13 protein-coding genes are annotated in these 18,214 nt (G+C 56.2%); 4 read left to right on the top strand and 9 right to left on the bottom strand.

What is annotated here, in order from left to right; translation table 11 throughout:
* Positions 1-3: 3 nt before the first annotated feature.
* Entirely contained in the window at positions 4-1,221 is a 1,218-nt protein-coding gene (macA, locus tag WH50_RS14940) for a macrolide transporter subunit MacA (protein WP_110188030.1), read from the bottom strand.
* Between the two features lie 530 nt (positions 1,222-1,751).
* Positions 1,752-1,985, bottom strand: coding sequence for an RSP_7527 family protein (locus WH50_RS14935; RefSeq protein WP_110188029.1), 234 nt, complete (start codon positions 1,983-1,985; stop codon positions 1,752-1,754).
* Positions 1,986-2,112: 127 nt separating this feature from the next.
* Here WH50_RS14935 and gcvA point away from each other — a divergent pair, with 127 nt between their 5' ends.
* Entirely contained in the window at positions 2,113-3,036 is a 924-nt protein-coding gene (gcvA, locus tag WH50_RS14930) for a transcriptional regulator GcvA (protein WP_110188028.1), read from the top strand.
* A 28-nt stretch (positions 3,037-3,064) separates the two neighbouring features.
* On the opposite strand, the gene WH50_RS14925 is transcribed toward gcvA, so the two are convergent.
* Both WH50_RS14925 and WH50_RS14920 read right to left on the bottom strand, forming a co-directional pair.
* Complete coding sequence (locus tag WH50_RS14925; protein ID WP_110188027.1) at positions 3,065-4,486, bottom strand: sensor histidine kinase; 1,422 nt, start codon at positions 4,484-4,486, stop codon at positions 3,065-3,067.
* Positions 4,483-5,160 carry a response regulator transcription factor gene (locus WH50_RS14920; RefSeq protein WP_165838440.1) on the bottom strand — a complete coding sequence of 226 codons (678 nt, stop codon included), beginning with the start codon at positions 5,158-5,160 and terminating at the stop codon, positions 4,483-4,485. The genes WH50_RS14925 and WH50_RS14920 overlap by 4 nt, the downstream gene beginning before the upstream one ends.
* A 148-nt stretch (positions 5,161-5,308) precedes the next feature.
* On the opposite strand from WH50_RS14920, the gene WH50_RS14915 reads away from it, so the two are divergent.
* On the top strand, positions 5,309-5,938 hold the full coding sequence (locus WH50_RS14915; RefSeq protein WP_207780325.1) for a type 2 periplasmic-binding domain-containing protein: 630 nt from the start codon (positions 5,309-5,311) through the stop codon (positions 5,936-5,938).
* Positions 5,939-6,226: 288 nt separating this feature from the next.
* A complete protein-coding gene (locus WH50_RS14910) occupies positions 6,227-8,230 on the top strand; it encodes a tripartite tricarboxylate transporter permease (RefSeq protein WP_207780323.1) in 2,004 nt (667 codons plus the stop codon).
* A 121-nt stretch (positions 8,231-8,351) separates the two neighbouring features.
* On the opposite strand, the gene WH50_RS14905 is transcribed toward WH50_RS14910, so the two are convergent.
* Positions 8,352-9,647 carry an NCS2 family permease gene (locus WH50_RS14905; RefSeq protein WP_104155293.1) on the bottom strand — a complete coding sequence of 432 codons (1,296 nt, stop codon included), beginning with the start codon at positions 9,645-9,647 and terminating at the stop codon, positions 8,352-8,354.
* 241 nt (positions 9,648-9,888) lie between these two features.
* Between WH50_RS14905 and WH50_RS14900 the strand changes: the two genes are divergently transcribed.
* Positions 9,889-10,659, top strand: a complete 771-nt coding sequence (locus tag WH50_RS14900) for an RNA pseudouridine synthase (RefSeq protein WP_104155294.1) — start codon at positions 9,889-9,891, stop codon at positions 10,657-10,659.
* Positions 10,660-10,772: 113 nt separating this feature from the next.
* On the opposite strand, the gene WH50_RS14895 is transcribed toward WH50_RS14900, so the two are convergent.
* The 4 genes from WH50_RS14895 to aptA form a co-directional block, all read right to left on the bottom strand.
* A complete protein-coding gene (locus WH50_RS14895) occupies positions 10,773-12,755 on the bottom strand; it encodes a BCCT family transporter (RefSeq protein WP_110188024.1) in 1,983 nt (660 codons plus the stop codon).
* 649 nt (positions 12,756-13,404) lie between these two features.
* Entirely contained in the window at positions 13,405-14,664 is a 1,260-nt protein-coding gene (locus tag WH50_RS14890) for a Zn-dependent hydrolase (protein ID WP_110188023.1), read from the bottom strand.
* A gap of 221 nt (positions 14,665-14,885) precedes the next feature.
* On the bottom strand, positions 14,886-16,379 hold the full coding sequence (locus WH50_RS14885) for a CoA-acylating methylmalonate-semialdehyde dehydrogenase (RefSeq protein WP_104155297.1): 1,494 nt from the start codon (positions 16,377-16,379) through the stop codon (positions 14,886-14,888).
* A 99-nt stretch (positions 16,380-16,478) separates the two neighbouring features.
* On the bottom strand, positions 16,479-17,810 hold the full coding sequence (gene aptA / locus WH50_RS14880) for an omega-aminotransferase AptA (protein WP_243410123.1): 1,332 nt from the start codon (positions 17,808-17,810) through the stop codon (positions 16,479-16,481).
* Between the last annotated feature and the right edge of the window lie 404 nt (positions 17,811-18,214).

Genomic DNA, 18,214 nt, shown 5'->3' with positions numbered 1-18,214 from the left:
GGCTTATCCCCGTGGGCCGCCGCCACCCGGGGGGGGGCCACCGAACCCACCGTGACTGTCCTCAGAGGCGGTTGCTTTGGCCGCCGTCAGGGAGTCACCCACCACCACCTGATCGCCCTGCTCAAGGCCATCCAGCACCTGAACATAGATGTTGTCCTTCAGGCCCGTTTTGATCACCCGGTCTTCAGGATGGCCATGGTCCAGCACCCGCACCTCATACCTGCCCTGTCCCTTGCTGTCACCCAGTACCGACAGTGGTATAGCCAGCGCCTCTTTGGCCTCTCCCAGCACAATAGACACCTGTGCCGTCATGAAGATACGCAGCTTGTGCTCCGGATTGGGCACATCAAACTGGCCGTTGTAATAGGTGGCTGAAGAGCTGATGGTGGTCGCCGAGGTATCATCATCTGTAATGGATTCCGGCGCCGGGTCTACAGAACGCAGTTTGGCGGTGTAACGGGTGTCCGGATCACCCAGCACGCTGAAGTAGACCGGCATCTGCGGCTTGACCTTGATCACATCGGCCTCGGAGATTTCCGCCTTGACCGTCATGGTGTCGAGATTGGCCAGAATCAGAATGGTCGGCGCAGACTGGGTAGAGACCAGCGTCTGCCCTTCATCCGCTTCAACGGCCACCACCACGCCGTCCATCGGTGCCAGAATCTGGGTATAACTCAGGTTTGTTTTGGCCGTATCGACCGAAATCTTGGCCTGAGTGATCTGTGCATCCAGCGCTTCAATATCCGCTTTGGTGCTGTCCAGACTGGCCCTGGCGCTCTCCAGATCGGACTGGGCAGCGGCGTCGCTACGGCTCATTTTCTGCTGCCGCTTGTATTCCAGCTCATACTGTTTCAGCACCGCCTGTTTCGAACGCTTCTGTGCCTGCACATTATCCAGCTCGGCTTCGGCATCCTTGAGATCGTTTTCTTTCACAGACGGGTCGATCACTGCCAGCAGCTGACCTTTTTTGACGGCATCACCCAGCGAGACCTTCAGAGACTGCAACTGACCTGACACCTGCGCGCCAACATCAACCTGCTTGTAGGCATTGAGCACACCCGTGGAAGAAACGGTCTCCTGAATATCACGCTTTTCTACCGGCACCGTGACGAATACGGGTGGCTTCGGCGCGAACCAGTCACGAAAGAACCAGACGCCAGCCGCTGCGATCAGCAACAACAACGCCAGACTTAACACATAGCGGCGGGCTTTCTTTTGCATGGATAGCTAAATCTCAGAGTAGGGTCAGCACAGAAACATTTTTGATGCCGGCAGTATCCAGAGCGCTTTGTAAAGTAGCAACGAGGATATAACGCGAATTGTTTCAGGCTTTTAAGGCAGCTCAACCGTGCTCGCCAAAAGCCAGTCAGCATCAGTATTTGCCGCTGTTATACGGTGTCACACAGGCACAATCTAAATACCAGACAGCGCGCTCAACAGCGTCAGAATCAGGTCATGACGTCAGGTTGATATCAGCAAGACGAATAACAGCCGGAACGGTCAAAGATAAAAGGACAGAAAAACCAGCAAGGCGGCTACTGCATTAGCGCTGCACGACGGATGAGATCAGAAAAACAAAGAGGGGTAGATCAGGAGGGAAAATTCTCGGGGCCACTGAAGGCCCCAAAAATAGTGCGCCATACGGCTGGCCTGCTCACATCCTTTAGATAAATTGTTCTTACATAAAGGAGTTGGTTGACTGTTGCAGTCGTTGAGCTTGCCACATCACCCGCAGGTGACGTCCGTCGCGCTTAGTGGCTGCTGGACAGCTTGGGCAGTTCAACGCGGAACAGGGACTTGATCTTGGCTTTCAGTGCAGCACCCAGCTCAGCCATGTACTCGTAACGCAGCTGCTTGGACAGTTCAACGTAGTATTCAGTGTCAACGTTGCCGTTGCTATTCAGTTTCACACCTGACTGAGACAGGTAGTACTGAGTATCGATGTTGCCTTTGGCATCCAGTTTCAGTTCATAGGTAGACATCATATTCACTCCGTTGGGAAAGGTGTTTGATCACTTTCTACGCAGCCTATACTAATGTCTAAGTGACTATTGAAAAAGCGAACCTTTCTAAGCAGAATGCTGAGTTTATTTCACCATTCAAGGTAACATCATGCGCCGCCTGCCACCGCTCAATGCCTTGCGTGTTTTCGAGTCATCCGCCCGCAACTGTAGCTTTGCAGCTGCCGCGGAGGAACTTTTTGTAACAGCCTCCGCTGTCAGCCACCAGATCAAAACGCTTGAGGAATATTTGGGAGTTTCCCTATTCAGCCGAAACAAGCGAAAGGTAGAGCTGACGCCTGCTGGCGAGCAATACCTGACCTCGATCAAACATGCACTGGATGAAATCGAGGTCGCAACACAACGCCTGACGGCCAATCTGGAAACCAACGTAGTCACCATCAGCGTGGCCCCCAACTTCCTGACTCGCTGGCTGATGCCGCGCATGGCACGCTTTCAGGAGAAATACCCGGACATCGAGCTGCAGATCAATGCCTCCATGGGTCTGATCGACTTCAACCGCTCCAACACCGATATGGCGGTGTATTTCGGCAACGGCGAGTGGGAAGACATCGAAGTGCACTTCCTGCGTAACGTCATGCTGGTGCCCGTGTGCAGCCCACGCCTGATGAAGGGCCGCTTTCCGCTGAACAAGCCGGAAGACTTGCGCCACCACACACTTATTTACGTCAACAAGCGCAAATACGAGTGGGAGAACTGGCTGGAGCAGGCCGGGGTCGCCTTTATTACCCCGAAAGGCAGCTTGCAGCTGTCCAGCAGCCAGCTGGCCACCGCCGCCGCACAGGAAGGTCTGGGCGTTGCCCTCGCCGACAGCACCCTGACCTCAAGAGAAATCAGCTCCGGCCACCTGCTGGTGCCGTTCGACATCATGCTCGATACCCATAAGGCTTTTTATCTGGTGTACCGCAAGCACCGCCCGCTGACGGCAGGGATGAAAGCCTTCAAGGAATGGCTGATCAGTGAAATGCAGGCGGCGGATGCCAATGACCCGGTCGGTGAGGAATGGGAGGAGTAGACGCTCGTTTTCCTCTTCATCTGACAGTTCAGGCCTCTGTAGCCATCAGCGTCTGAGCATCAATAAGCGGCAGTAGCAACCTGACCTGCGCTCCCTCAGGGACAGGATCGAGGTGCATCTCGCCACCGTGCCGACGCATGATTTCCCGCACGATGGACAGGCCGAGACCGCTCCCTTTCTCGGCATCGAATACCACAAAGCGCTGCTCAGTCCGGGCGGCCTCTGCTTGTAGATACGCCCCGGCGAAGCCGCTACCACCGTCTGTGACGGTAATCTCGGCACAGTGATACGCCCGCCGGGTGGCGACACGAATCAGCCGGTTCGACTCGCCGCCGTGGATTAGCGCGTTATTGATCAGATTGACCAGCGACTCCCCCAGCAGCAATCCATCTCCCAGAACCGGCAGAAGATCAGCCCCCGGAGCAAACTCAAAATCGACGCCTGCCGTCAGCACCCGCTCCGCCATCTTCTGGCAGACCTGCTCTGCCAGCTCATTCAGCTCCAGCGGCGCAAAGGTCAGGCGCTGATCGAATCCTCTGGCCCGCTCCAGTGACAACAGCTGGTTACTCAGATGAGCCAGCTCCTTACCCGCCGTAAGCAGCCGCTCTGACCGTATCAGCCTCTCATGATCACTGCGACTATTCACTGTGGCTTCCGCCAGCGCCAGCACCCCGGCAATCGGGTTTTTCAGCTGATGGGCCGCGTTGGAAATAAATCGGTCCCGGCTTTCCATCGACTCTGACAACTGACCAAACAAGGTATTCAGCCGCGTCACCAGCTCATCGACCTCGTGCGGCACATTGTGCTCGAAGGGGCTCAGGTCTTCTGCTGAACGGCTGGCTATGGCTTTTTGCAGACGGGTAAGCGGACGCAGGGCAATCTTGACAGCAATACCCAGGGCCAGACTCATGGTCAGAATCAGCAGCGCCATCGCCACCAGCGATTGTTTCATCGCCCCCCAGACATAGGAGTCCCTGCGGGCGATGGGCTGCCACACGGTCGTCACCACATCTCCTGTGATGGTATGGCTGTCATCATCGGGCGCTGCAATGGTTCGCCGTTCACTCAGGCGCGCCACCCTGACCTCAGCGCCATGGTGTGTACCGTTAAACAGGAGCAGGCGATCATTCTGCCCCACCAGCTCCTTCGGCACGGCAGGCGGATAGGCATAGCCCGCACGGTAATATCCTCCCACCGCCGTCAGGTGGTAGAACACATTGCCCCCCAGCGCCTCGCGCAGCAGTGTCGAGGTTGCCAGTGACAGCGCCTCACCGTCTTCGCTGTTGGTGAGATCACGTGACACCGCCATCGTTAGTGCAATCAGTGTTTTATCAAATTGCTCACTGGCACTTTCCATTTCCAGCTGATAACGAATCCACAGCAGGATCGCTGCAGCAAGAAAGACCGGCAATAAAATGGAAATCATCAGGCGGGAACGCAGGGATTTCATATATCACTGACACGCATAAGGTAACCCAGCCCGCGCACAGTTTTAATTTCTACTCCACTGCCCTCAAGGCGTTTGCGCAAACGGGAAATATAGACCTCAACCACGGCCTCATCCGTTTCGCTATTTTTGCCATAGGCATAATCAGTAAGCTCGGCCTTGGTAATAAGAGTGCCTATTCGGGCACTGAATAATTCAAAAATACGCATTTCCTTCTTTGGCAGTAAAATACTTTCTCCTTTTCTGTCATTGACCAATTCCTTTGCTTTTCGATCAAAACTTAAATCACCCATATTTTCCTTATTCACGGCAGGTTTTAATCGCCGCCGCAATAACGCCCTGACCCGGGCCATCAGCTCTGTCATATCAAAGGGTTTGGCAAGGTAGTCATCAGCACCGAGATCAAGCCCGTGGACCCGGTCTTCGGTTGTATTTCTTGCACTCAGAATCAGTACCGGCGTCTCACTATCACGGCAACGCAGGTCGTTGAGCACATCAAATCCTGACGAATACTTGAGATTGATATCAAGAATTAACAAATCAATGACCTCCCGCTGAAGAAAGGCAATAGCCATGGGCGCATTATCCAGCACCTCGGCTTTATAGCCCTCATCAGACAGACAGAGTTGCAGCCCTTCAGCAAGACTTGACTGATCTTCTACAATTAAAACGCGCATATATTTTCCGGTCTGAAAGCTTCCTGCAAGGTTATGACTGACCATCCACTTTAGAATCGCCCGAGCAGGAGATGAATTCCATCTCACTGCTGAAGATATTCAGAATACACATACACCAATAAGACAATTATAAAAAAGAGGAAAGTGGATGATGACTGTACAACGTATCGCCAAACGCGGACTGATGCTGGCCTCGCTGGCTCTGGCCATGAATATCGGTGCGCTCAGCGCCAAAGAACTGGACCTTTCAGGCAAGACCGTCAACTTCGTCATACCCTTTGCTGAAACGGGTGGCGTGGCCATGTGGGCACAATTCTATGCCCCTCTGCTCAGTGAGGCCCTGCCTGGCCATCCTGATGTGGTGGTCAAGTACATGCCCGGTGCAGCATCGACCAAGGGGGCCAACTGGTTCCAGAAACAACGCGATGACGGGCTGACCCTGTTTGGCTCCTCCGCCTCCACCCAGCTGCCCTATCTGCTGGGCGATCCCCGGGTTCGCTACGAGTACAAGGAATGGACGGTGCTGCTGGCTTCTGCCACTGGCGGCGTCGCGTATCTGCCCAAAGAACTGGGGGAAATATTTCAGCAGGATCCCAACTCCCTCAAGGACGTCAATTTCATCTACGGCTGCCCCGGCGCGACCTCCCTTGATCTGATTCCGCTGCTGGCCTGGAAGCTGCTCGGCCTTAATGTGGAGCCCGTCTTCGGCGTCAAAGGCAGGGGGGATGCACGCCTGATGCCAACCCTGACACCATCGAAACCTACACCAACGCCCTGAACAGAATCGTCAGGGACCCGGCCTTCCTCAGCAAGGCCGAATCCCAGCTGGGTATCTATGAACAGATGACTGGTACCTCTTCCCAGCGCGCCTTTGCGCAGGCGGTCAACGTCCCGGATGACGCCCGCAGCTATGTGCGCGACTGGCTGAAGAGCGACTACGACATCTCTCTTTAATAGCCCCGCCACCGGCCTGCAGCGTGCAGGCCTGATGCCGGGTTATCTCCGTATCTGAGGTGGAGGGTACGCCTCCATCTTCATCAGAAAAGGCTCATATATGGAACAGGCCATGCACGCGCTGGTCTCGCTGGAGACCGCTTTGTCTCTTATATTTCAGCCGGTACAGCTGCTGCACCTGATCGCAGGTGTGCTGCTCGGCCTCTCGGTCGGGATATTCCCCGGTCTGGGGGGGATCGCCGGGCTCAGTCTGGTGCTGCCCTTCATCTACGGCATGGACCCCATATCCGGTCTGGCACTGATGGTGGGTCTGGTGGCTGTCATTCCCACTTCCGATACATTTTCCAGCGTGCTGATGGGGATTCCCGGCTCCTCGGCCTCGCAGGCAACGGTACTGGATGGTTTCCCCCTCGCGCGCAAAGGTGAAGCGGCCCGAGCACTGTCTGCCGCCTTTATTTCATCGTTGTTCGGTGGGCTGTTCGGTGCCGTCGTTCTGACCGGCTTTATCCTGCTGGCCAGACCCATCGTACTGGCCTTCGGTCTGCCAGAAATGCTGATGGTGACGCTGCTGGGGTTATCGATGGTCGCCATACTGGCGGGACGTGTCCCCATGAAAGGTGTGGTCTCCGCGGCACTGGGTATTCTGGTTGGCACCGTGGGTGCGGCAGGTGCCGGTGGCTCGGCGCGCATGAGCTCCTATGAACTGCCCTACCTGTACGATGGATTCAAGCTGGTCATTGTCGGCCTCGGTATTTTTGCCATACCGGAAATTATCACCCTGCTGCGTCAGGGTTCGGCTATTTCCGAAGAGGCCAGGCTCGGCGCCGGATGGCATCAGGGGATTCGCGACTGGTGGCATCATCGCTGGCTGTCGTTACGCTGCTCAACCATCGGTGTGATCATCGGTGTTATTCCCGGCCTCGGTGGCTCGGTAGTGGACTGGATCGCCTACGGCCATACGGTGCAGACCAGCAAAGACAAGGACAACTTTGGCTCAGGCGACATCCGCGGTGTGATCGGTCCGGAAAGCTCCAACAACGCCAAGGAAGGTGGTGGCCTGATCCCGACCTTGATGTTCGGCATTCCCGGCTCGGGGTCCATGGCCATCTTTATCGGTGGCATGGCCATGCTTGGTTATGAAGCCGGCCCGCGGATGATCACCAATGAGCTGGATGTGACCTACACCATGGTATGGTCACTGGCGCTGGCCAACGTCCTCGGCGCCGGTCTGTGCATCGCCTTGTCGGGCTGGATCGCGCGGCTGACCACCATCCCCTTCGCTATTCTGGCGCCCTTCCTGTTTATGCTGATCGCCTTTGCCGCTTTTCAGTCTGCTCAGGATCTCGACGACCTGATCACCCTGTTTGGCTTTGGTCTGCTCGGCATCCTGCTGCGCCGTTTTGAATGGTCCCGCCCGGCTTTTCTGATTGGTTTCGTGCTGTCTGATCAGATTGAAATCTATCTGAACCAGGCCTTTCAGATTGCCAGCCTGCGCTTCAAACATGGTTTCACTGAAGGAATGGGCTATATCTTTTCGCCCATTGTGCTGGTGATTCTGGCCATCACCGTTATCTCCGTGGTGCTGGGCCTGCGTCAGGCACGGATGATCCGTTCCGAAGGTCAGGTGCCGGTCGGCAGCAAACGGGCACCTATGCTGTTTACCCTGCTGCTGTTGCTGTATGCACTGGTATCGTTCATTGATGCCATGATGATCGAGCGCATCACTGACAAGGTACTGCCTGCGCTGATGTCAGTGGTTACGGTCATCGCCTGCAGCTATCTGCTGCTGCGCATGCGTCAGGCCAGTAGCAGTGACGCCCTGTTTGCCGATGGCGAAGCGGTGACCGGCGATCAGCTCCTGCCCCATGGCCTGTGGCAGACACTGGCATGGTTTGCCGGACTGCTGGGGCTGACCATGCTGCTCGGCTTCATCATTGCGCAGACACTGTTCTTCCTAGCCTTCTTCCACTGCCGTGCAGGGCTGAAAATCACCACCAATCTGCTGCTGTCTGCCGCTGGCATTGGCTTTATTCTGACGATGGCCAGCCTGCTCAATCGCGACTTTCCGGCCGGGTTGCTGCAAAGTCTGGTGCACCTGCCCTGGCCATTCAAATGACGCTAAGCAACGTTGCCCGGAAGAAATTTATGCAGGATCAGTGAAGGGGTTCGTCAGAAACAAAAACAACAAAGGGCTCATCGCTGAGCCCTTTGTTATCGGGATAAAACAAACGCGCGGATCAGGCGTTAAACCAGCCCAGTTTGATCACAAACAGCACAGACAGGATCACCAGCGCCGGGTTCAGTTCACGCCAGCGGCCAGACAACGCTTTCATCGCGGTCCAGGCGATAAAGCCGAAGGCAATACCGTTGGCGATGGAATATGTAAACGGCATGGCCAGCGCCGTCACCACTACCGGGGCGGCCACGGTGATGTCATCCCACTCGATTTCGGCCAGACCTGACGTCATCAGGACCGCCACATACAGCAGCGCCGGTGCGGTGGCAAAGGCAGGCACGCTGCCAGCCAGAGGCGCGAAAAACAGTGCCAGCAGGAACAGCAGTGCTACAACCACGGCGGTCAGACCGGTACGACCACCGGCACTGACCCCAGCCGCCGACTCGATATAGCTGGTGGTGGTAGAAGTACCCAGCAGCGAACCGCTCATGGCCGCAGTACTGTCAGCGATCAGAGCACGGCCCATCTTGGGCAGATGACCGTCCTTACCCATCAGACCGGCACGTTTGGCCACACCAATCAGAGTGCCTGAGTTGTCGAACAGATCCACAAACAGAAAGGCGAATACCACACTGAACAAGCCAATATTCATGGCACCGGCGATATCCAGCTGGAGGAAGGTTGGCGCCAGACTGGGAGGCATGGATACCACGCCACCAAACTGCGATACGCCCATGGCGATGGCGGCAAAGGTCACCACCAGAATGCCGATCATCACCGCACCGGTCACTTTACGTGCTTCCAGCGCCACGATCAGGATAAAGCCCAGTGCCGCCAGAATGGGTTCAGGCTGAGTCAGGTCACCCATGCCTACCAGCGTGGCGGGGTTATCAACCACCAGTTTGGCGTTCTGCAGGGCAATCAGCGCCAGGAACAGGCCAATACCGGCAGCAATGGCAGAGCGCAGTGCCAGCGGTATGCTGTTGATGATCCACTCACGCACACGGAACAGAGACAACACAAAGAACATGGTGGCTGACAGGAATACCGCGCCCAGTGCGACCTGCCAGGTGTAGCCCATGTGCAGTACGACGGTGTAGGTAAAGAAGGCATTGAGACCCATCCCTGGCGCCAGCGCGATAGGATAGTTGGCGATCAGGCCCATCACTGCCGAGCCAAAGGCGGCGGCCAGACAGGTGGCAACGAAGACCGCGCCCTTGTCCATGCCGGTCGCGCCCAGAATGCTGGGGTTGACGAACAGGATGTAGGCCATGGTCAGGAAGGTGGTGATCCCGGCGAGAATTTCGGTACTGACCCGCGTATTGTGGGCTTTCAGTTGAAACAGCTTTTCCAGCATCGTTTTTCACAACTCCAGAGTGGGCTCAGGCGGACAGGCAAAAACCTGACCAACCAGATGGTCAAATTTCAGACCGCGCATGATACCAGCCAGGTCACGACAGTCGAGTGAAAAAACCTGTAACACTCAGATCGTGAACACGTTCGCTGCGCCCGGGCGAGCCCTCCTGCCTTTTTTGATCGGTACCTGCCGCAACTCGGAGTACAATGGCTGACTTTCCGACTACTGCGTGAGCCCTGCCATGTCTGCCGATACTGAAAACAACGCCCCTACCCGCCTGTCCAAAGTGGTCATGGCGCTGGTGCCCTGCTCCCGGCGCGAGGCCGAACAGTATATTGAAGGTGGCTGGGTACTGGTGAACGGCAAGGTCATCGATGAGCCCTACTTCAAGATTGAAGATCAGCAGGTTGAGCTGCACCCCGATGCCAACCTGACACCCATCGAGCCTGCCACCCTGATCATGAACCTGCCCGCCGAGCTGAGCAGCTCGCCCACTGGCGGTCTTGCCATGTCGCTGCTGATTCTGGAAAACCAGTGGGCAGAAGACAATTCAGGCGTCTTCGCCCTGCGCAAACACTTCACCAAACAGACATATCTGCTGCCCTTGCAGGAAGGCGCCAGTGGTCTGGCGCTGTTCAGTCAGGACTGGCGCACCGTGCGCAAGGCCACTGAAGATGCGGGCAAGATCGAGCAGGAATATGTGATAGAAGTCAGTGACGACCGCTCCCGCATCGATCCCGGCGAAGATGACGTCAATGCCTTTGTGCTGCGTAAGCTGAATCACGGTATGAATATGCGTGGTAAAGCCCTGCCCAGAGCCAAGATCAGCTGGCAGAGCGAGAACCGTCTGCGTTTTGCCATCAAGGCGCCCGAACCCGGTCAGCTGCGTTTTATGTGTGAAAGCGTGGGCTTGCAGGTGCTCAGTATCAAACGCATCCGCCTTGGCGGTACGTCCATGGGCAAGCTGCCGAGCGAGCAGTGGCGTTACGTGACGGCCAAAGAGCGGCTGTAATCAGCAGGGTGGCAGTGCCAATTGCTGCCACCGGCCACCGGCTATCAGCACAACAGGCGACCCAAGGGTCGCCTGTTGTGCTTTTACGGGACGTGAACCAGCCCGCCTTTTAACTACCGCACCAGCTGCAGGAAGTGCATGTGCTTCTCATACTTGTCGAGCACATCACTGATGATATGGTCACGGGTGTAGCCATACACATCGTAGTTCTGCCCGCCTTCGCTGAGGAACACCTCGGCACGGAAGTAGCGGCGCTTCTCTTCCTGCTCGCGCGTTTCAGTCAGCAGGAATGACGGCGGCACATAAGGACGAGCACGCACACCGTAGATAAAGTCCATTTCTTCACCGTGCTGCACTGCCAGAGCAATACGGTCATCCTTTACCTTCACCTCGACCTCGTAGCCCTGCGCCTGATATTCCTCCGCCATTTCCCGCAGCACAGGTTCAACGTCCTGCTTGAGGAAACCCCGCACTTCATCGCGGTTGGGGAAGCTGGAAATAGTCTTGATACGCTGCTTCCAGGTCAGGGCTTTACTGGCCGGAATACCGCCCAGCGGTGCAGGCGCACTCAGCGAGGTCTGCACGGCAGCACGTTTGGTGCTGTCCAGAATCAGCGCCTTGTGCAGGCCATAACAGGCCACCAGCAGAATTGCGGCAAAGGGCAGCGCACTGACGATGGTCGCGGTTTGCAAAGCACTCAGGCCACCGGCCAGCAACAGCGCAATCGCCACAATGCCTTCGGTGCTGGCCCAGAACACCCGCTGCCAGATCGGCGTATTGTCATCACCGCCTGATGCCAGCATATCCACCACCATCGAGCCTGAATCAGACGAGGTCACGAAGAACACCACCACCATGATGGTCGCCAGCACCGACAGGAAGCCGGAAAACGGAAACTGCTCAAGGAAGGCAAACAGAGCCAGTGCGGTGTTGTTGTTGACGGTTTCACCGAGGCTGTTAAGCCCCTGATCAAGGATCATATGGATAGCCGTATTGCCGAACACCGTCATCCACATCAGGGTGAAACCTGCCGGTACAAACAGTACGCCCAGGACAAACTGACGAATGGTACGACCACGGGAAATCCGGGCTATAAACATCCCGACAAAGGGTGACCAGGCAATCCACCAGCCCCAGTAGAACAGGGTCCAGCCACCAATCCAGTCGTTGGGTTTGTAGGCGTAAAGGTTGAAGGTCTTATCGACGATATCCGACAGATAGCTGCCGGTGTTCTGCACAAAGGTTTTCAGCAACAGCGCCGTCGGGCCGAGGATCAGAATAAAGAGCAACAGCAGTACCGCCAGCCCGAGATTCAGCTCGGACAGACGGCGGATACCGGTATCCAGCCCGGACACCACCGACAGCGTCGCCAGTGCGGTAATGCAGACAATCAGGACGATCTGCACCGGCGTACTTTCCGGCAGACCAAAGACATGGTGCAGGCCGGAGTTCACCTGCAGTACGCCGTAGCCCAGCGATGTGGCCACACCCAGCACGGTTCCCAGAATGGCAAAAATATCCACCGCATGGCCGATAGGGCCATAAATCCGGTCACCAATAATAGGATACAGCGCCGAGCGCAGGGTCAGCGGCAGACGGTGACGGAAGCTGAAATACGCCAGAATCAGCGCCACGACGGCATAGATCGCCCAGGCGTGCAGGCCCCAGTGGAAAAACGTCAGGCGCATGGCCTCCTGCGCAGCTTCCACCGTACCGCCCTCACCCACCGGTGGCGCGAGAAAATGCATGACCGGTTCAGCCACACCGAAGAACATCAGACCGATCCCCATGCCTGCGGAAAACAGCATGGCAAACCAGGAGGTATAGCTGTAATCCGGCTCGGAATGGTCCGGCCCCAGCTTGATGTCACCATGACGTGACAGACCGAGATAGGTCACAAAAATCAGGAAGATCGCCACAGCCAGTACATAGAACCAGCCTGCGTTATCGATAATGGATGCCTGAACGCCCTTGAACAGCGACTGCGCTGCCTCAGGGAACGCGGCAGCATAGGCCACCAACACTAAGATCAGGAACGCCGAACCAAAGAATACCGGCGGATTGATTTTGCTGTTGGCGGGAAGCCTCAAGCTCATAAATCACCTTTCCTTGCAGGATAAAACTTCACCACCGCGCGGTGTTGCCCTGGCAGGCTGATGAACATCGATCAGCGTTTTGCAATACGGCGTCAGACACCGGCTCAGAGTAGCCGCCTGATCACTCTGGAAAGGAGTTAACAGACCGAATCCCTGCTCGCTTAGCGCACTACACGCCGCTTGTTACCCGTCTCTTGCGCCTTGAGGCATGCCTTTGCTTCAACGGCTAATGGCTTCGACGGCTTAGACAACACTTTTCAACAGCCTGCTGATGGCAGCCAGGCGGGGCCAGAACAAAAAATTCCGGGCGAGAGCACGGTGGCAGATTAACCAGCCAGCTTCTTCCGTCCGGAATTAATTAGAAAACTATATTTAGTGATCTAACTATAAAATTCAAGTATTAATTCCTACTGTAAGGGAAAATGCGTCGGTTCACGGCAACCAGAGTGCGTATCCAGAACAAAAACCGGGTACCCGACTCAGAAAAATCGGCAAATCTGCCGTAGCGGAGTACGACCCCTTGAGATCAAAGGGACAACATGAAGGGGAAAAGGCAGGCAGAACAGGCGGGAAAACTCGAAATGCAACGAAGGGCCAGACAGGCCCTTCGATAAAAAATAACTACGACTTCAAATCACATTTAAAAGCGTCATACCACCTTGGCACGATCCAGCATGGCATGGAACAACACCGTGCCACCGGCCGCCAGATCTTCCATCTTGGCATTCTCGATTTCGTTATGGCTGATACCATTTTCGCAGGGTACGAAGATCATCCCGGCGGGCGCGACTTCCGCCAGGAAAATAGCGTCATGGCCAGCACCACTGACGATTTCCATATAGGGCATCTTGATCGCTTCAGCACCGATACGAACGGCTTCGATACAGTCTTTATTGAAGTTACATACCGGGAAATCAGCGGTGGGCGTCAGCTCGACGGTCAGGCCATCCCCTTCCAGTTTCGACAGCACACCCTTCAGCGCAGACACCATGGCATTCAGATCGGCATCGTCGAGATGACGGAAATCGATGGTCATTTCTACCGCACCGGGGATCACGTTGCGTGAGCCTGGGTGAACCCGCAGGCAGCCCACAGTACCGCGACCATGAGGAGCAAACTGATTGGCGATGCGATTGACAGCCTGAGTCACTTCCGCCGCGCCCAGCAGAGCGTCCTTGCGCAGGTTCATCGGCGTGGGGCCCGCATGGGCTTCAACACCGGTGATGGTCAGATCAAACCACTTCTGCCCCAGCGCACCGATGACCACACCGATGGTTTTCTCTTCGGCCTCAAGAATCGGCCCCTGTTCGATGTGCGCCTCAAAATAGGCGCCCACCTGTGGCTGACCGACCGCAGCCGTACCGGCATAACCGATTTTCTTCAATTCATCGCCAACGCTCAGGCCCTCGATATCTACTTTGGCCAGGGTGTCTTCCAGAGTGAATTTACCCATGTAGACGCCCGAGCCCATCATACAGGGGGCATAGCGTGAGCCTTCTTCATTGGTCCACACCACCACCTCAACCGGCGCGTCAGTCTGGATGTTGTAGTCATTCAGCGTGCGAATCACTTCCAGCCCGGCCATGACCCCGAAACACCCGTCGAACTTACCGCCGGTGGGCTGGGTATCGATATGGCTGCCGGTCATGATGGGGGGAAGTTCAGGATTGTTGCCGGGGCGACGGGCAAAGATATTGCCGACCTGATCCACGGTGATGGAACAGCCCGCTTCGGTGCACCACTGCACGAACAGATCACGGGCCTGCTTATCCAGCTCGGTCAGCGCCAGACGCTTGACACCACCCTTGGCGGTGGCGCCGATCTGGGCCAGATCCATCAGCGACTGCCAGAGACGCTCGCCGTTGATGGTGATACTGCTGATGGAGTCGATCTTAACCTGCTGATTCATGACAAATTCCCTCTGATTCCCCTGCTTTTCAGGGGTATTTGCAAGCTGCGAGCCAGGATTCAGTTGGCTATCCCAGCCGCTCACGGATTAGTTCAAGCGGGCATGTTGTAGTAATCGCATTCAGCTCTATGGCTGCTCATCGGGTCGATCAAAAGCAAAAGCCGCAATGGCGGCCAGCATACGCAAAAGGCCTTTCCAAATGGAAAGGCCTTTTTTAAATCTTAGCTTGGGAAGGAGAACTGCATTCCCTCACGCACACCGCTGGAAGGCCAGCGCTGAGTCACTGTCTTACGACGGGTGTAGAAGCGGATAGAATCGGGGCCGTAGGCAGAAAGATCACCGAACAGTGAACGTTTCCAGCCACCGAAGCTGTGGTAAGCCACGGGCACAGGCAGCGGCACGTTGACGCCGACCATGCCGACATTGATGTTGTCGGTGAAGTAACGGGCTGCTTCACCATCACGGGTAAACAGGCAGGTGCCGTTACCGTATTCATGCTCATCAATCAGGTTCATGGCTTCCTGCATGGATTTGACGCGCACCACGCACAGTACCGGGCCAAAAATCTCTTCCTGATAAATGGTCATGTCGGTGGTGACGTTGTCGAACAGGCAGCCGCCGATAAAGAAACCAGTCTCATGGCCTGGCACCTTGATGTCACGGCCATCCACTACCAGTGTCGCGCCCTGCTCGACACCAGAAGCAACGTAGCCACGCACTTTTTCCAGCTGCTGGGCGGTAATGATCGGGCCCATAGCGTTACTGACGTCAGTACCGGGGCCAACACGCATGGTGGACAGATGGGTTTTCAGCTTGCCTACCACCGCATCAGCCACCTCGTCACCCACGCAGACCGCGACAGAAATGGCCATGCAGCGCTCGCCACAGGAGCCATAAGCCGCGCCCATCAGTGCGTTGACGGCGTTGTCGATATCGGCATCCGGCATGATGATGGCGTGGTTTTTAGCACCACCCAGCGCCTGCACACGTTTGCCGTTGGCAGTACCGGTTGCGTAGATGTATTCAGCAATCGGCGTTGAGCCCACAAAGCTGACAGCCTGAACACGCTTGTCGGTCAGCAGGGTATCGACTGCCAGCTTGTCACCGTTAACAACGTTGAAGACTCCCTTCGGCAGACCGGCCTGCTCCAGCAGCTTGGCGATAAACAGTGGCGCGCTGGGGCAACGCTCTGAGGGCTTCAGTACAAAGGTGTTACCGCAGGCAATGGCCATGGGGTACATCCACATAGGCACCATTGCCGGGAAGTTGAACGGAGTGATACCCGCCACCACACCCAGCGGCTGGAACTCGCTCCAGGAATCAATGGCCGGGCCAGCATTCTTGCTGTGCTCGCCTTTCAGCAGTTCAGGAATACCACAGGCGTACTCCACCACTTCGATGCCGCGCTGCAATTCGCCTCTGGCGTCATCCAGCACCTTGCCATGCTCGGCCGTGATCAGCGCACAGATTTCATCAGCGTGCTCTTCCAGCAGCATCTTGAAGCGGAACATCACCTGAGCACGCTTCAGCGGCGGAGTGTTGCGCCAGGCCGGGAAAGCCGCCTTGGCTGCAGCGATGGCTTCTTCAACGGTTTCTTTGGAGGCCAGCGCCAGCTGAGATGACACTTCGCCCAGCGCGGGATTGTAAACGGCCTGAGTGCGGCCTTCGTCCTGAACAAACGCGCCGTTGATGTAGTGTCCGTGAATCTTGGTCATGGTATTCCTCGTTCGGCAGCGCTCCACTGCCGTCAGCATTTCTTTACTCGAATTCGGGTTAAACGGAGCCGGGTGGTCGCACCCTCCGGCTCCGATCAATCAGGCCTGTTCGGAGATGGTTTCGCCCATGGCATTGATCAGACGATCGATCTCATCGCGCTCAACGATAAACGGCAGACCCAGCTGAATGGTGTCGCCGCCGTAGCGCACGTAGAAGCCCTTGTCCCACAGCTTCATGGCGATCTGATAAGGACGCAGCGCAGGCTCACCGGGGGCGGCCTCAATGGTCAGACCGGCGGCCAGACCGTAGTTGCGGATGTCGGCAACGTACTTGCTGCCTTTCAGGCTGTGAATGGCGTTCTCGAAGATGGGCGCCATTTCTTTGGCACGGGCGATCAGGTTGTCATTGTCCAGCAGATCCAGTGCGGCCAGACCGGCAGCACAGGCAACAGGGTGAGCGGAATAGGTATAACCGTGTGGCAGTTCCAGCATGTATTCGGGGCCACCGTTATCCATAAAGGTCTGGTAGATATCGCCTTTCACCACCACACCGCCCATGGGCACGGCACCGTTGGTGACCTGCTTGGCGAAGGTGATCATGTCTGGCTTGACGCCGAACGCTTCAGAACCGGTTTTGGCACCCATACGGCCGAACGCAGTGATGACTTCATCAAAAATCAGCAGGATGTTGTGCTTGTCACAGATTTCACGCAGACGCTGCAGATAGCCCACAGGAGGAGGCAGCACGCCCGTAGAACCGGCCAGCGGCTCGACAATCACCGCCGCAATGTTGGAAGCGTCATGCAGGCTGACCAGCTCTTCCAGCTGGTTGGCCAGATGCGCACCATGCTCGGGCATACCCTTGCTGAACAGATTCTCAGGGATGGCAGTGTGGGTCAGATGATCAGCATCCAGCACCTGGCCGAACAGGGCACGGTTGGCACCGATACCACCGACGCTGATACCGCCGTAGTTCACCCCGTGGTAACCACGCACGCGGCCAATCAGCTTGGTCTTGGTGGCCATGCCTTTCTTGCGCCAGTAGGCACGGGCCATTTTCAGCGCGGTATCGACAGACTCCGAACCCGAACCGGTGAAGAACACCTGCTTCATGTTGTCAGGCATGAAGTCGAGGATGCGCTTGGCCAGCTGGAATGATTTGGGGTGACCGAACTGGAACGCCGGTGAATAGTCCAGCTCCAGCATCTGCTTGCTGACCGCCTCAGCGATTTCAGGGCGGCAATGGCCCGCGCCACAGGTCCACAGGCCTGACAGACCATCAAAAATCTGACGACCTTTGGCGTCGGTGAAATAGGCACCTTTGGCGCCAACGATGATGCGAGGATCTTTCTTGAACTGACGGTTGCCGGTGTAAGGCATCCAGTGAGCTTCCAGTTCTTCCTGAGTAGGCAAGCGGTTGTAATCAGTCATCGTCATCACCTGTGCGAACTATGGCGCGTAAATAAGCGAGGTTGTTAGTCAGCCATCTCATGGCCTTATGTGAATCGAGTCTGCACCTGCCGATTGATTAATTAAATTCAAATGATTTAAATCACGGTTAACCTATCACTTACCTAACAGGCTGTTGAAAAACGTCATCGAGGCCGCCGAGACAAGGAAAAAACAGGCGAAAAAGCGGAGTTTAGTGAACTAAATGAGCATTTGACTCGCTCCGCTCGCCCCTTCGGGGCCGTGCTAAAGCACGTTCAGCCTTTGGCTGTGAGCCTGTTTTTGACGCGGTATTCGGCAACGCAGATAGATTTTCAACGACCTGTTAAAACGCATCGCTACCGGACTACTCCAGCAACAATAAACCCTCTGGCAGGATGGCCTGA

Source organism: Pokkaliibacter plantistimulans (assembly GCF_003194385.1).
Lineage (GTDB): Bacteria > Pseudomonadota > Gammaproteobacteria > Pseudomonadales > Balneatricaceae > Pokkaliibacter > Pokkaliibacter plantistimulans.
This window is presented reverse-complemented; position numbering and strand designations above follow the sequence as displayed.

Bases quoted from the DNA above. Each gene is read 5' to 3' on its own strand.
- macA (WP_110188030.1), bottom strand. From the start codon at position 1,221: ATGCAAAAGAAAGCCCGCCGCTATGTGTTAAGTCTGGCGTTGTTGTTG.
- WH50_RS14935 (WP_110188029.1), bottom strand. From the start codon at position 1,985: ATGATGTCTACCTATGAACTGAAACTGGATGCCAAAGGCAACATCGAT.
- gcvA (WP_110188028.1), top strand. From the start codon at position 2,113: ATGCGCCGCCTGCCACCGCTCAATGCCTTGCGTGTTTTCGAGTCATCC.
- WH50_RS14925 (WP_110188027.1), bottom strand. From the start codon at position 4,486: ATGAAATCCCTGCGTTCCCGCCTGATGATTTCCATTTTATTGCCGGTC.
- WH50_RS14920 (WP_165838440.1), bottom strand. From the start codon at position 5,160: ATGCGCGTTTTAATTGTAGAAGATCAGTCAAGTCTTGCTGAAGGGCTG.
- WH50_RS14915 (WP_207780325.1), top strand. From the start codon at position 5,309: ATGATGACTGTACAACGTATCGCCAAACGCGGACTGATGCTGGCCTCG.
- WH50_RS14910 (WP_207780323.1), top strand. From the start codon at position 6,227: ATGCACGCGCTGGTCTCGCTGGAGACCGCTTTGTCTCTTATATTTCAG.
- WH50_RS14905 (WP_104155293.1), bottom strand. From the start codon at position 9,647: ATGCTGGAAAAGCTGTTTCAACTGAAAGCCCACAATACGCGGGTCAGT.
- WH50_RS14900 (WP_104155294.1), top strand. From the start codon at position 9,889: ATGTCTGCCGATACTGAAAACAACGCCCCTACCCGCCTGTCCAAAGTG.
- WH50_RS14895 (WP_110188024.1), bottom strand. From the start codon at position 12,755: ATGAGCTTGAGGCTTCCCGCCAACAGCAAAATCAATCCGCCGGTATTC.
- WH50_RS14890 (WP_110188023.1), bottom strand. From the start codon at position 14,664: ATGAATCAGCAGGTTAAGATCGACTCCATCAGCAGTATCACCATCAAC.
- WH50_RS14885 (WP_104155297.1), bottom strand. From the start codon at position 16,379: ATGACCAAGATTCACGGACACTACATCAACGGCGCGTTTGTTCAGGAC.
- aptA (WP_243410123.1), bottom strand. From the start codon at position 17,810: ATGACTGATTACAACCGCTTGCCTACTCAGGAAGAACTGGAAGCTCAC.